Genomic DNA, 14076 nt, shown 5'->3' with positions numbered 1-14076 from the left:
TCGGGCCGGTTGCGCACGGTTCAGGATTTACGTGACAGCAGAAGGAGTGCCCGGTCGTCGTTGACGTCCTTGGCACAGGCCTCGATGAGGTGCCAGGCGGCGCCCTCGAAGCCCGTCGAGACATAGCGGTCGGCCTCGCCGGTGAGCCGGTCGATGCCCTCCGCCATGTCCCGTTCGGACGTCTCGACCAGTCCGTCGGTGAACAGCATCAGCACGTCGCCGGGGGCCAGCGAGCCCTTCACGGCGTCGAACTGCGCCCCGTCGTACACCCCGAGCAGGGGGCCCTCCGCGGCCTTCTCCTCCCACCTGCCGCTGCCGGCGTGGAGCTGGAGCGCGGGGGGATGGCCGGCCGAGAGGAGTTCGTAGTCGCCGGATTCGAGGTCCAGGACCAGATGGATCGAGGTCGCGAAGCCCTCGTCCCAGTCCTGGCGCAGCAGATAGCCGTTGGCCGCGGGCAGGAAACCGTGCGGCGGCAGCGATCCGAGGAGCCCGCCGAAGGCACCGGAGAGCAGCAGGGCGCGGGAGCCCGCGTCCATGCCCTTGCCTGAGACGTCGGTGAGCACGGCCTCCAGGGTGCGGCCGCCGTTGGTCCTGGCCGCCACGACGAAGTCGCCGGAGAAGGACTGCCCGCCCGCCGGGCGCAGCGACATCTCCCGGTGCCAGCCCTGCGGGAGCCGGGGCAGCGCGCTCTGGACCCGGATGCGTTCGCGCAGGTCGAAGAGCATCGTGCCGCCGCGCCGCCACGGCACGCCGACCCTGGCCCGGAACTGGGCGAGCACCAGCCCGAAGAAGCCGCAGGCCGCGACCGTCAGCACGGTTCCGGGGGTGACCCCCACCGTGCCGTCCCTGAACGGGCCGAGCCAGATGGACTCGACGATCAGAGCCGCGGCGGCCGCCGCGTACAGGCCGAGCAGGCTGGCGGGCCGCAGGACCAGGCCGCCGGCGACGATCGGCAGCACGAGCGCCGTCGGTGAACACCACACCGGGTTCAGCAGGGTGCCGCAGGTGATGGCCGGGATGACCAGCAACAGGGCGGCCAGGGCGATCCAGTCGGAGCCGTCACCCCGGAAGTAGTCGACGCCGGATCTGCGCAGCGTGCTGCGCACCCGGTGCGCCGATTTCCTCAATCGGGCCGGGTAGGTGTCTGCTCCTGCGCGTCGGGCCATTGCGGGGACCTTATCCACCCGACGGCCTCCGGTGCAGGGGGACCCCTGTGACAATGCGTTCGAAATCGGGTCGCCTGTCCGTCGCGCCCCTGGTAGGCATGGCATATGACTACAGAGCTCCGCGTATTGCGGCCGTCCGAATGGAACACATGGTTCGAGTGCCTGGAACTCGCCTTCGGAGGCGTCGCGGAACCGCCCGAGCAACGCGAGCTGGACGAGTCACTGACCGAGCACGGGCGTTCGCTCGGGATCTGGGACGGCTCCGATGTGGTCGCCACCTCGGGGGCGTTCAGCTTCCGGCTGGCCGTTCCGGGCGGTGCGCTGGTGCCGGCCGCGGGCGTGACGATGGTCAGTGTCGCGGCCACCCACCGCAGGCGCGGGCTGCTGACCTCGATGATGCGCCGGCAGCTCGACGACGTACGGGCGCTGGGGGAACCGCTCGCCGTGCTCACGGCGTCGGAGCCGGTGATCTACGGCCGCTACGGGTACGGGGCGGCGAGCCGCCAGATGACGCTGTCGATCGATACGGACCGGGTGCGGCTGGACGTCCCCGAGGGCACGGACGGGGTCCGGCTGCGGCACGCGAAGAAGGACGAGGCGGTCGCGGCCTGCGAGGGCGTGTACGCCCGCCTGGTGCCGGGCCGCCCCGGCACCCCGGCCCACGGTCCGGGCTGGGAGCGCAAGTCGCTCGTCGATCCGGTGAGTTCCCGGCAGGGCGGTTCGGCGCTGCAGTGCGTGCTCGCCGAGCGGGACGGCGAAGTGGTGGGTTATACGACGTACCACATCAAACCGGACTGGGAGTTGTCGGGACCCAAGGGGCAGGTCTCGGTGAACGATCTGGCGGCGCTCGACCCGGCCGCGTACGCGGCGCTGTGGCGGTTCCTCTTCGGCATCGACCTGACGTCCACCGTCGAGGCGCGGAACCGGCCGGTGGACGACGCGGTGCTGCACCTGGTGTCGGACGTGCGGCGGTGCGAGATCCGGGTCCGGGACTCGCTGTACGTGCGGCTGGTGGACGTGGGCGCGGCGCTGGAGGCGCGGAGCTACTGGGGGCCGGTGGACGTGGTGTTCGAGGTCGAGGACGCGTTCTGCCCCTGGAACGCGGGGCGTTGGCGGCTGACGGCCGACGCGAAGGGGGGCGCGTCGTGCAAGCGCACCGAGGACGCGGCGGACCTGGCCCTGTCCGTGCGGGAGTTGGGCTCGGCGTACCTGGGCGGCGAGTCGCTGCGCGCGCTGGCCCTGGCCGGGCGGGTACGGGAGCTGCGGGCGGGTGCGGTGGCGGAGGCGTCGTCGGCGTTCCTGGCGGACGTGGCCCCGTGGCTGCCCCGGGGGTTCTAGCCGCCGGGTGCGACCGGCGGCCCGGCGCCGCCTCGGTCAGCGGGACTGGCAGGCCGGGCACCAGAACAGGTTCCTGGCCGACAGCTCCGCCGCCCGGATCTCCGTGCCGCAGATGTGGCAGGCCTGGCGCGCGCGGCGGTAGACGTAGACCTCGCCGCCGTGGTCGTCCACCCTCGGCGGGCGCCCCATCGCCTCGGGCAGGTGTTCGGGGCGGACCGTGTCGATGCGGTTGTTGCGCACTCCCTCGCGCATCAGCTCGCCCAGGTCCGCCCAGATCGCGTCCCACTCGCGCCGCGTGAGGTCCTTGCCGGCGCGGTACGGGTCGATGCCGTGCCGGAACAGCACCTCCGCCCGGTACACGTTGCCGACGCCCGCGACGACCTTCTGGTCCATCAGCAGGGCGGCCACGGTGATCCGGCTCCGGGAGATCCGCAGCCAGGCACGCTCGCCGTCCTCGCCGGAGCGCAGCGGGTCGGGGCCGAGCCGGTCGTGTATCGCCTGCTTCTCGGCGCCGGTGATGAGGGCGCACGTGGTGGGGCCGCGCAGGTCCGCGTAGTGCTCGTCGTTCAGCAGGCGGAGCCGGACCGTGTCGGTGGGCGGCGGGGCCGGGGCCGTACCGAATCCGAGCTTGCCGAACAGGCCGAGGTGGATGTGGACCCAGCCGGTGCGCTCGAAGCCGAGGAAGAGGTGCTTGCCGTGCGCGTCCACGCCGTCCAGCACCCGGCCGTCGAGCAGGGCGGCGCTGCCGGAGAACTTCCCCTGCGGGCTGCTCGCCCGCACCGGCCGTCCGGCGAACCGGTCCAGGTGGTCCGCCGCGAGGCGGTGGATCGTGTGGCCCTCGGGCACGGTGGCGGCCCTCCTGGATGAGGCGGTGGTGCGGACATGGCTGTGCCGCCGGGGGCTCCGGCGGCACGGCGGGGGCGGTGGGGCGGTCAGCCCTGCTGCGGGTGGTGGGCCGGGACCGGGGGGAGCTCGCCGGTGTTCTCGTACGCCGTGAGCATCGCGATGCGGCGGCTGTGCCGCTCCTCGCCGGAGTACGGGGTGGCCAGGAAGATCTCGACGAACTTCACGCACTCCTCCTCGGTGTGCATCCGGCCGCCGATGGAGATCACGTTGGCGTCGTTGTGCTCGCGGCCCAGCGCGGCGGTCTGCTCACTCCAGGCGAGTGCGGCGCGGACGCCCTTGACCTTGTTCGCGGCCATCTGCTCGCCGTTGCCGGAGCCGCCGATGACGATCCCGAGGCTGTCGGGGTCCGCGGCCGTCTTCTCGGCGGCACGCAGGCAGAACGGCGGATAGTCGTCCTGGGCGTCGTAGATGTGGGGACCACAGTCGACGGCCTCGTGGCCTTGGGCCTTGAGCCACTCGACGAGGTGGTTCTTGAGTTCGTAACCGGCATGGTCGGAGCCGAGGTACACGCGCATGGGAGGAGTGTGGCACGAGCTTCGCCGGGTAACCGACGACGGGGTGCGGTGTGGCCCTGATGTGCGGACCCTGTGTACGGCGAAGCCTCGGAGACAACGATCGTGTCAACGATGTGGATGCAGGGGTTCCGCTTTCAGGGTGCACCGGGCTTCAATGCAACGCTCGCCGCTCACCACCGTGCCGCGGCGGGCACGCACCGAGTGATCCGAAAACGTGAGGATTCGATCCATGACGTCGCAGACGACTCTGGCCGGACCGGGCCAACAGCCCGACGGGCCGGACCGCAAGGGCCCCGAGGACGGGCTCCAGGCCGGGCTCAAGAACCGTCACCTCTCGATGATCGCCATCGGCGGCGTGATCGGCGCCGGCCTGTTCGTGGGGTCGAGCGCGGGCATCGCGGCCGCCGGACCGGCCATCCTGCTGTCGTACGCACTGGTCGGCCTGATGGTCGTCTTCGTGATGCGGATGCTCGGTGAGATGGCCGCCGCCCGTCCGGCGTCGGGCTCCTTCTCCGCCTACGCCGACCAGGCGCTGGGCCGCTGGGCCGGATTCTCGATCGGCTGGCTCTACTGGTTCTTCTGGGTCGTGGTGCTCGCCGTCGAGGCCACGGCGGGTGCCAAGATCCTGGAGAACTGGGTGCCGGGCGTCCCGCAGTGGGCCTGGGCGCTGATCGTGATGCTGGTGCTGACCGCGACGAACCTGGTCTCGGTCGGCTCGTACGGAGAGTTCGAGTTCTGGTTCGCCGGGATCAAGGTCGTCGCGATCGGCGCCTTCGTGATCATCGGGCTGCTCGCGGTCTTCGGCATACTGCCGGGTTCGGACAACGCCGGCTCGGGGCTGGCGCACCTCACCGACACCGGCGGCTTCTTCCCCAAGGGGCCGGGCGCCATCCTCACCGGGGTGCTGATGGTCGTCTTCTCCTTCATGGGCAGCGAGATCGTGACGCTGGCGGCCGGCGAGTCCGAGAACCCGCAGCGCGCCGTCCAGAAGGCCACCAACAGCGTGATCTGGCGGATCGCGGTCTTCTACCTGGGCTCGATCTTCGTCGTGCTGACGCTGCTGCCGTGGAACGACGCCTCGATCATGGAGAAGGGCAGCTACGTCGCCGCGCTCGACTCGATCGGCATCCCCCACGCCGGACAGGTGATGGACGTCATCGTGCTGACGGCCGTGCTGTCCTGCCTCAACTCCGGCCTCTACACGGCCTCCCGGATGGCCTTCTCGCTCGGCGGCCGAGGTGACGCGCCGAAGGCCTTCGCCCGGACCAACAAGCGGGGCGTGCCGCAGGCGGCCATCCTGTCCTCGGTCGTCTTCGGCTTCGTCGCGGTCTTCTTCAACTACCAGTGGCCGGACACCGTCTTCGCCTTCCTGCTGAACTCCTCCGGCGCGGTCGCCCTGTTCGTCTGGCTGGTCATCTGCTTCACCCAGCTGCGGATGCGCGGCATCATCCTGCGCGAGTCGCCCGAGAAGCTGGTCGTACGGATGTGGCTCTTCCCGTACCTGACCTGGGCGACCATCGCGATGATCTCGTTCGTGCTGGTCTACATGCTGACCGACGACGCGGGACGCGAGCAGGTGCTGCTCTCGCTGCTGGTCGCGGTCCTGGTGGTGGCCGTCTCGCTGGTACGGGAGGTGCGCGGGCGTCGCCGCGGCGCCCCGGCCGACACCTCCGCCGAATGAGCGCGCACACCTGAACGCGTGCGCATACCTGACGGAAACTGTCAGGTATAGCGGGGAGGCTCTCCCTCGTAAGCCATCGAGCGAGCGAGTGGAGAGCCTCCGCCATGACTGCCTCACCCACCGGTCCCCCGTCCGGATTCCAGACCGGCTTCCCCGTCCGCCCGGACCTCGTCGTCGGGGCCGCCGGACCCGACGACGTGCGCGAGGCCGTGGCCCGCGCCGGCTCGGACGGGCTCCGGGTCGCCGTCCACGCCACCGGGCACGGGCTCGCGGGTGCCGTGGAGGGCGGGGTCCTGATCGACACCAGCCGGATGGACTCCGTACGGATCGACCCGGTGCGCCGCACCGCCGCCATCGGGGCGGGCACCACCTGGGGGCAGGTGGCCGAGGCAGCCGCCGCGCACGGCCTCGCCCCGCTGAACGGCTCCGCGCCCGGCGTGGGCGCCGTCTCGTACACGCTGGGCGGCGGGCTGGGCATCCTGGGCCGGGAGTTCGGGTACGCCGCCGACCACGTGCGGTCGCTCGACGTGGTGACGGGCGACGGCGCGGCCCGCCACGTCACCCCGCAGGACGAGCCCGAGCTGTTCTGGGGGCTGCGCGGCGGCGGGCACCGGCTGGGCGTGGTGACCGGGCTGGAGACCGGCCTCGTCCCGGTGGACCGGCTGTACGGCGGTTCGCTCGCCTTCGACGGGGACGGCGGGACGGCCGCGCGGGTGGTCCGGCGCTACCTGGAGTGGGTCCGGACCGTGCCCGACGCGCTGACGTCGTCGGTGGCCGCACTCGTCTACCCGGACATCCCGCAGGTGCCGGAGGCGATGCGGGGACGGTACGTCGTCTCGGTGCGGGTCGCGTACAGCGGCACCCCGGCCGAGGGCGGGCGGCTGGTCGCGCCGCTGCGGGCGATCGGGCCCGCACTGGCGGACTCGCTGCGGGAGATGCCGTACAGCGACAGCCCCGCCATCCACAACGATCCGCCGTTCCCGCACGCGTACTACGGCGACGGGCTGATGCTGAGCGGGCTGGACCCCGAGCGTGCGGCGCGGGTGCTGGAGCTGACCGGCCGAGGGGCCCCGATGATGACCGTGGTCCAGCTCAACCACCTGGGCGGCGCCCTGGCCACCGCCCCGGCGGCGGGCAACGCGGTGCCGTTCCGCGAGGCGGGGTTCCTGCTCCGGCTGCTGTCACCGCTGGACGGTACGGACGTGGCCTCGGTCCGGGCGCTGTACGAGGAGGTGGCCGGGGGCCTCGCCCCGCTCGCCGTGGGCCGTTCGCTGAACTTCTCCTTCGGCGGCGGGGACCGCACGGAGGGCTTCCACGACGCCCGGACACGCGAGAGGCTCGCCGGTCTGGTGTCGCGTTACGACCCGGCGAGCCTCTTCGGTGGCGCCTACGGCGTCAGCCGCGACGGCCGATGAGCTTCCAGGACGCGGGCAGCGCGCCCATCGCGAGCGCCGCCTTGAGCGCGTCGCCGAGCAGGAACGGCGTCAGGCCGGCCGCGATCGCGGCGCTCGCCGACATGCCGGTGGACAGCGCCAGGTAGGGCACGCCGACCGAGTAGATGATGGCCGAGCCGAGCACCATGGTGCCCGCCGTGCGCAGCGCCGAGCGGTCGCCGCCCCGGCGGGCCAGGGCGCCGACCACGGTCGCGGCGAGCAGCATGCCGAGCACGTAGCCGAAGGAGGCGCCGCCGGGGCCGGAGCTGCCGGCCGAGAACCACGGCATGCCCGCCATGCCGACGAGCGCGTACACGGCGAGCGCGAGGAAGCCGCGGCGGGCGCCGAGCGCGGTGCCGACCAGGAGCGCGGCGAAGGTCTGGCCGGTGACCGGGACCGGCGAACCGGGGACCGGCACGGCGATCTGGGCGGCTATGCCGGTGAGCGCGGCGCCGCCGAGCACCAGGGCGGTGTCCACGGCGTAGCGGTGCCGGGCGGCGGGCAGCAGGTCGGCGAGGACCGCTCCGGTGCGGACGGGGGCGGCGGCAGCAGTACTCATCGGGACTCCGCGGGTGAGGGCAGGTGGGTGGAGGGCTGAGCCTGACGCTATCCGACGGAGCGACACTGGATCACCGTCAGCGGCCCACAAAGGGGCGGTTGAAGGCTTGGTGGGATTCGCACAAAGCACGACACACAATCACCCCTGCGCGTGATGCTCATCACGGAGGTCGCGGCGGATCAACCGCCCCTCGGCGGGGAGGTGCGGCGGGAGTCGACTGTCGACTCCCTCTAAACGGCGAACCCCTGAAGGAAGTTCGGCACCGGGCCGCCCCCGGCAGCGCGGTGCGCATCGTGTGTGAGCACGGTGACCGTATAGCGGACATCCGTTCCGCATGAACGGTGCGCGCGTCCAGACTGGGACACGTCCCCCCGTCTCACCGACCGAACAGAGCTCGTCCATGCCTCGGACCACCGTGCCTCCCCCCGCCGGCACCCCTGCGGTCACCTCCGGCCACGGGACCGACTCGGCCCTCACCCACGGGCTCAAGCAGCGCCACCTGTCGATGATCGCCCTCGGCGGGGTCATCGGCGCCGGGCTGTTCGTCGGTTCCGGCGCCGGAATCGCCGCGGCCGGCCCCTCGATCGTCATCGCCTACGCCTGCTCCGGGCTGCTGGTCATGCTCGTGATGCGGATGCTCGGCGAGATGTCGGCCGCCAATCCGGCGTCCGGCTCCTTCTCCGTGCACGCCGAGCGGGCGATCGGCCCCTGGGCCGGGTTCACGGCGGGCTGGGCGTTCTGGGTGCTGCTCTGCGTCGCCGTCGGCCTCGAGGGGATCGGTGCGGCGAAGATCGTCACCGGCTGGCTGCCCGGGACGCCGGAGTGGGCCTGGGTGGCGCTGTTCATGGTGGTGTTCCTGGGGACGAACCTCGCCTCGGTGACGAAGTTCGGTGAGTTCGAGTTCTGGTTCGCCGCGCTCAAGGTCGTCGCGATCACGCTGTTCCTGGTGCTGGGCGTGCTGGCGATCCTGGGCGTGCTCCCGGACACGGACGCGCCCGGCACCGCCAACCTCAGCGGCGAGGGCGGCTTCATGCCGAACGGCTCCGAGGGGCTGGTCATCGGGCTGCTCGCCTCCGTGTTCGCGTACGGCGGTCTGGAGACGGTCACGATCGCGGCGGCCGAGTCCGAGAACCCGGTGCGGGGTGTCGCGAAGGCCGTGCGGACGGCGATGTGGCGGATCGCGCTGTTCTACGTCGGCTCGATGGCGGTCATCGTCACGCTGGTCCCGTGGGACGACCCGAAGGTCGTATCGGTCGGCCCCTTCTACGCGGCCCTGGACCACCTCGGCATCAGCGGCGCCGCGGAGATCATGAACGTGGTCATCCTGATCGCGCTGCTCTCCGCGATGAACGCGAACATCTACGGCGCCTCGCGCATGGCCTGTTCGCTGGTGGCCCGGGGCCAGGGCCCGAAGCGGCTGGGCCGGATCTCGTCCGGTGTGCCGCGCCGCGCGGTACTGGTCTCCTCCGTGTTCGGCTTCCTGTGCGTGCTGCTGAGCTACTGGCGGCCCGACGACGTGTTCCCCTGGCTGCTCAACATGACCGGTGCGGTGATCCTGGTCGTCTGGATCTTCATCGCCGTCTCCCAGCTGATCCTGCGCGCCCGGCTGGAGCGCGAGGAGCCGCAGAAGCTGGTGGTCCGGATGTGGCTGTTCCCGGTCCTGACGGTGGTGGCGCTGCTGGCCATGGTGGGCATCTTCGTCCTGATGCTCCGCCAGCCCGACACCCGCGACCAGCTGCTGGCGACGGGCGCGCTGACGGTGGTCCTGATCGTCATCGGCGCCGTACGCCAGCGGCGGTCGGCGGGCACGGCCGGCTGAGCGGCCGGCCCAGCCGCCCCGCCCTGCCGGCGGGGTCAGTTGGTGATACGGACGGCCAGGACCGCCACGTCGTCCCGATGAGGGGTGTCCTGCGTCTCCCGGGACAGCGTCTGCAGCAGCAGGGACAGCGGGCGCTCACCGTGCCGGGCCACGGCGAGCGCCGCCTGCTCGACCCGTGCGTCGATGTCGCTGTCCCGACGCTCCACCAGTCCGTCGGTGTACAGGACGAGCACACTGCCCGGGGGCAGCTCGTACGTGTGGTCGTGGCGGCCGTGGCCGCTCAGCGAGCCGAGCAGGAGCAGATCGTGTTCCCGCAGGGTCTCCACGCGGCCGTCGGGCAGGCGTAGCAGCGGCGGCGGGTGCCCGGCGTTGGACCAGGTCAGCCGCCAGTGACCGGCGCCCGGGTCCAGACGGGCGTGCACGGCGGTGCCGCCCGGCCCCAGCGGCAGTACGGCGAAGCTGTGGTCGACGGCCGCCAGCGCGGCGGCGGGCGAGTGGCCGGGGTGCCCCAGGGTGGCCTGGCGGAGCATGCTGCGGACCTGGCCCATCACGGCGGCGGCGGCCATGTCGTGCCCGATGACGTCTCCGATGGACAGCATCAGCCCACCCGGTCCGCCGTCCGGGGAGGCCGGAAGCCGGTAGGCGTCGTACCAGTCGCCGCCCACCATGTCCTGGTCGGCGGCGGGCAGATACAGGGCGGCGATCTCCAGTCCGGGCACGGCGGGAAGCTCGGTGAGCATGGCGGCCTGGAGCTGCTCGGCGGCGCTGAGCCGGTTCTCGACGAACAGAGTGCGCTCCACCGCCTGCCCGGCGTACCCGGCGACGGCCGTGAGGACCGCGCGCTCGGTCACGCCGAGGACGTGGGAGTCGGCCCAGCACCACAGCAGCACCCCCCGCTCGTTGGCCAGCGGCACGCACAGGGCGGATTCGAGCGACAGCGAGTCGTACCCGGCGACGGCCTCGGGACCGTAGTCGGCGAGCAGGGCGGCCCGGTCGGGGACGAAGACGGTCCGCTGCTCCGCCATCGCCCGCAGGCTGGGAAATCCGCGGCCTTCCTCGAAGCGGTGGAGCCTGCTCTCCACCGGCTCCACGCACTCCGGGTCGATCACCCGTCGCAGCCCCCGGCCCTCGGCGAGAAGCAGCCCCACGAACTTCGGCTGGTCCGGGCCCTCGAACAGCCCGCGCAGCCGGCGCACGATGTCGGTCAGGTCATGCCCGTGGGCCAGTTCGACCGAGGCACGCAGCAGCAGGTCGGCAAGGTCGCGATCACGCCGGATCTGTTCGCTGGCGATGCGCAGCCGCAGCTCCACGGAGCACGCGGCGGTGAGGTCGTCGAGGTCGCGCAGCTCGGCCTCGGTCCACTCACGGGGCCGGTGGTCGATGGCGCACAGCGACCCCAGTACCTGCCCGTCGGCGTCGGTCAGCGGCATACCCGCGTAGGCGATCACCTGAAGGTCGGGGATGGCCAGGCTGGTACAGGTGAGCGGGTACTGCCGCGAGTCGCCGAGGATCAGGGGCTCGCCGCTGGCGACGACGTGCTGGCAGAAGGAGTGGGTCAGCGGGGTCTGCCGCCGCCCCGCCCAGGGCTCCTGGAGACCGACCATGCCCGGGAAGACCTGCCGGTCCGTCTCCAGCAGCGACACGAGCGCCACTGGGACGCGCAGGAACCGGGCGACCAGCCCTGCGAACCGGTCCATGCCGGGGTCGGCCGCCGCCGTCAGCCCGGCCAGCCGCAGCGCCTCCAGCCTGCCCAGTTCGCCGGTCAAGGACTCGGCCCTCCGTCGGTCGATTGCGGAACGCGGGGTGCGGGTGCGCAAACATCACCTTAGGCAGAATGGTAGGGCGAAATGCCCCATACCGTACCCCGGAGCCGCCGTGCAGCCCCGCCCGCTCAGCCGGAGGGACCCGGCACCCGTCCGGACGGACCCGCCGGACCGGAACGGAGACCCGGCCCGGTCCGGACGCAGACCCGACCCCTCTCCGGCCGCAGACCCGACCCCTCTCCGGCCGGAGACCTGACCCCTCTCGGACCGGAGACCTGGTCCGAAGGACTGATCAACTCCACACGCTCCTGCTGTTAGCCTGCTCTTGCATATAGGTTGCAATAACAACAGGACAGCAGCTGGAGGCTACAAACCATGGCCACGTACACGCTCCCGGAACTCCCCTACGACTACGCGGCGCTCGAACCGGTCATCAATCCGCAGATCATCGAGCTCCACCACGACAAGCACCACGCCGCGTACGTCAAGGGCGCGAACGACACCCTGGAGCAGCTGGAGGAAGCGCGCGACAAGGAGGCCTGGGGAGCGATCAACGGGCTCCAGAAGAACCTCGCGTTCCACCTCTCCGGCCACATCCTGCACTCGATCTACTGGCACAACATGACCGGTGACGGCGGCGGCGAGCCGCTGGCCGCCGACGGTGTCGGCGGCCTCGCGGACGCGATCACCGAGTCCTTCGGCTCCTTCGCGGGCTTCAAGTCCCAGCTGACGAAGGCCGCGGCCACCACGCAGGGCTCCGGCTGGGGCGTCCTCGCGTACGAGCCGGTCAGCGGCAAGCTGATCGTCGAGCAGGTCTACGACCACCAGGGCAACGTGGGCCAGGGCTCGGTCCCGGTCCTCGTCTTCGACGCCTGGGAGCACGCCTTCTACCTGCAGTACAAGAACCAGAAGGTCGACTTCATCGAGGCGATGTGGCGCGTCGTCAACTGGCAGGACGTGGCGAAGCGGTACGCGGCCGCGAAGGAGCGCGCGGACGTACTGCTGCTCGCCCCCTGACCCCAGGAGCGCCGTGAACGCCCTGCCTCGTGATCGTCTTCTCAACCTTCACCGGGCAGGCGGATGAACGAAGGGCCCCCGCGAGGACATGACTCGCGGGGGCCCTTCCATGCCCGCGCGGCGCGGGCGGCGGTCGGCGGCTACTCCGTGACCAGGGCCATCAGCAGGCCGTCGTAGCCCTTGGTGCCGACGGTCTGGAGCGCGGTCGCGGTCAGGGTCGGCTCGGCGGCGACGAGTTCGGTGAACCGGCGCACGCCCCGCACCTTCGGGTCCTCGCTGGCCTCGTCGGCCACCTCTCCGTCGCGCACGACGTTGTCCGCGACGATCAGGCTCCCGGGCCGGGTCAGCTTCAGGGACCAGGCCAGGTAGTCGGGGTTGCTCGGCTTGTCGGCGTCGATGAACACGACGTCGAACGGCCCGTACCCCTGCTCCGCGAGGGCCGGCAGCGTGTCGAGGGCCAGGCCGACCCGGATCTCCACGACATCCGCGAGCCCGGCGCGCTCGATGTTCCGGCGCGCCACCTCGGCGCACTCCGGATCGGCTTCGAGCGTGACGACCCTCCCGCCCTCGGGGAGCGCGCGGGCCAGCCAGATGGTGCTGTACCCGCCCAGGGTGCCGATCTCCAGCACGGTGCGCGCCCCCTGGAGCCGGGCCAGCAGGTTCAGCAGCTTGCCCTGGTTGGCCGCGACCTGGATCGCCGGCAGCCCGGCCTTCTCGCTGGCCTCCACGGCCGCGTCCAGGGCCTCGTCCGAACCCACCAGCAGAGCGTTGAAGTAGTCGTCGACCTCGGCCCACAGCGCCTGCGTCATGGCATGTCCCCTCTCCGTACCACTTAAGTTCCCAAAGGGAACTTACCTCATGCCGAGCGAATGGGATGATGGCGGCCCCAGCGTTTTCCCCGGAGAGGACATCATGACGATCACCGTGCGAGAGCTGGTGTACTACCCGGTCAAGGGCTGCGCGGGGACCGCCACCGACTCCGCGCGGGTCCTCGGGGCCGGCCTCGAACACGACCGGACCTTCATGGTGGTGGACGCCGGCGAAGGCGCCTTCCGGAGCCAGCGCACCCACCCGGCGATGGCCGCCATCAAGGTCGCCGTCCTGCGGTCCGGGGCGGCGCTGGCACTCTCGGCCGAGGGCGTCGAGCCGCTGCTCCTGGACGTCGACCGGGACGGCCCGCGCCGCGACGTCAGCATGTTCGACCGCCCCCTCGGCGCGGCCGTCGATCAGGGGGACGCGGTCGCGGAGTGGTTCTCCGACGTGCTCGGCGCCAAGTCCCGCCTGGTGCGGGCGGCCCCCGGCTTCGACCGGGACGGCTGGGGCGAGACCCCCGGCAAGGTCAACTTCGCGGACGCGCACGCGGTACTGGTGACCTCGACGGCCTCCCTGGACGACCTCAACTCCCGTATCTCCGCCCGGGGCGACGCGGCAGCCGTCCCGATGGACCGCTTCCGCCCCAACATCGTGCTGACCGGCAAGGACGAACCGCACTTCGAGGACCGGGTGCGCCGGATGACCCTGGGCTCCGTCGAACTGGCCCACTCGGTACGGGCGACGCGGTGCAGCGTCCCGCTCGTCGACCAGGTCACCGGCCTGCGCCGGGGTCCGGAGCCGGTCCGGACCCTGGCGACGTACCGCCGCGAGGCGGAGTACGGGAACCGGGTCAGCTTCGGCGTGAAGAACGCGGTGGTCTGCGAGGGCGCGGTGAGCGTGGGCGACCCGGTCACGGTCCAGAGCCTGGTCACCCCGTAGGCCCTGGGCACCGCTCCCCCGCCGGGCGCACCGAAACCCAGCTGCCCCCGGCGCACGGGTCGCCTATCGTCAGCTTCGATTGCCGGTGAGGAGCCACGGCCCCGCACCGGCCCCGGACGATCACCTG

Annotated in this window: 12 protein-coding genes; 6 read left to right on the top strand and 6 right to left on the bottom strand. The window is 71.8% G+C overall.

The annotated features are described in order from the left end of the window. Positions 1-20: 20 nt before the first annotated feature. A complete protein-coding gene (locus tag EDD93_RS17345) occupies positions 21-1166 on the bottom strand; it encodes a PP2C family protein-serine/threonine phosphatase (protein WP_123525997.1) in 1146 nt (381 codons plus the stop codon). Between the two features lie 105 nt (positions 1167-1271). Here EDD93_RS17345 and EDD93_RS17340 point away from each other — a divergent pair, with 105 nt between their 5' ends. Next, positions 1272-2504, top strand: coding sequence for a GNAT family N-acetyltransferase (locus tag EDD93_RS17340; RefSeq protein ID WP_123525996.1), 1233 nt, complete (start codon positions 1272-1274; stop codon positions 2502-2504). Positions 2505-2540: 36 nt separating this feature from the next. Here the strand turns inward: EDD93_RS17340 and EDD93_RS17335 are convergent, their stop codons facing one another. Together EDD93_RS17335 and EDD93_RS17330 are read right to left on the bottom strand one after the other, a co-directional pair. Beyond that, the gene (locus tag EDD93_RS17335) at positions 2541-3350 is read right to left on the bottom strand and encodes an Fpg/Nei family DNA glycosylase (RefSeq protein ID WP_123525995.1); all 810 of its coding nucleotides are present in this window, start codon (positions 3348-3350) and stop codon (positions 2541-2543) included. A gap of 86 nt (positions 3351-3436) precedes the next feature. Continuing rightward, a complete protein-coding gene (locus EDD93_RS17330) occupies positions 3437-3925 on the bottom strand; it encodes a ribose-5-phosphate isomerase (RefSeq protein WP_123525994.1) in 489 nt (162 codons plus the stop codon). A gap of 229 nt (positions 3926-4154) precedes the next feature. Here EDD93_RS17330 and EDD93_RS17325 point away from each other — a divergent pair, with 229 nt between their 5' ends. Further along, on the top strand, positions 4155-5606 hold the full coding sequence (locus EDD93_RS17325; RefSeq protein WP_123525993.1) for an amino acid permease: 1452 nt from the start codon (positions 4155-4157) through the stop codon (positions 5604-5606). A gap of 104 nt (positions 5607-5710) precedes the next feature. Then, entirely contained in the window at positions 5711-7021 is a 1311-nt protein-coding gene (locus EDD93_RS17320) for an FAD-binding oxidoreductase (protein ID WP_123525992.1), read from the top strand. On the opposite strand, the gene EDD93_RS17315 is transcribed toward EDD93_RS17320, so the two are convergent. Continuing rightward, positions 7002-7598: a biotin transporter BioY gene (locus EDD93_RS17315; RefSeq protein ID WP_123525991.1), complete on the bottom strand. Its 597-nt coding sequence runs from the start codon at positions 7596-7598 to the stop codon at positions 7002-7004. The genes EDD93_RS17320 and EDD93_RS17315 overlap by 20 nt on opposite strands. Before the next feature lie 400 nt (positions 7599-7998). Between EDD93_RS17315 and EDD93_RS17310 the strand changes: the two genes are divergently transcribed. Then, a complete protein-coding gene (locus EDD93_RS17310; protein ID WP_123525990.1) occupies positions 7999-9417 on the top strand; it encodes an amino acid permease in 1419 nt (472 codons plus the stop codon). 35 nt (positions 9418-9452) lie between these two features. On the opposite strand, the gene EDD93_RS17305 is transcribed toward EDD93_RS17310, so the two are convergent. Further along, positions 9453-11114, bottom strand: coding sequence for a GAF domain-containing SpoIIE family protein phosphatase (locus EDD93_RS17305; protein WP_123527833.1), 1662 nt, complete (start codon positions 11112-11114; stop codon positions 9453-9455). A 441-nt stretch (positions 11115-11555) separates the two neighbouring features. Here EDD93_RS17305 and EDD93_RS17300 point away from each other — a divergent pair, with 441 nt between their 5' ends. After that, positions 11556-12197, top strand: coding sequence for a superoxide dismutase (locus EDD93_RS17300; protein ID WP_073739012.1), 642 nt, complete (start codon positions 11556-11558; stop codon positions 12195-12197). Between the two features lie 140 nt (positions 12198-12337). Here the strand turns inward: EDD93_RS17300 and EDD93_RS17295 are convergent, their stop codons facing one another. Continuing rightward, positions 12338-13006, bottom strand: a complete 669-nt coding sequence (locus EDD93_RS17295; RefSeq protein ID WP_123525989.1) for an O-methyltransferase — start codon at positions 13004-13006, stop codon at positions 12338-12340. A 103-nt stretch (positions 13007-13109) separates the two neighbouring features. Here EDD93_RS17295 and EDD93_RS17290 point away from each other — a divergent pair, with 103 nt between their 5' ends. After that, a complete protein-coding gene (locus EDD93_RS17290; RefSeq protein ID WP_123525988.1) occupies positions 13110-13949 on the top strand; it encodes an MOSC domain-containing protein in 840 nt (279 codons plus the stop codon). The last annotated feature ends 127 nt before the right edge of the window (positions 13950-14076 follow it).

Origin of the sequence: Streptomyces sp. 840.1, from assembly GCF_003751445.1 — a bacterium.
Taxonomy (GTDB): Bacteria; Actinomycetota; Actinomycetes; order Streptomycetales; family Streptomycetaceae; genus Streptomyces.
Note: the sequence above shows the minus strand (reverse complement) of the source record. Positions and strands in the feature narration are given on the sequence as shown.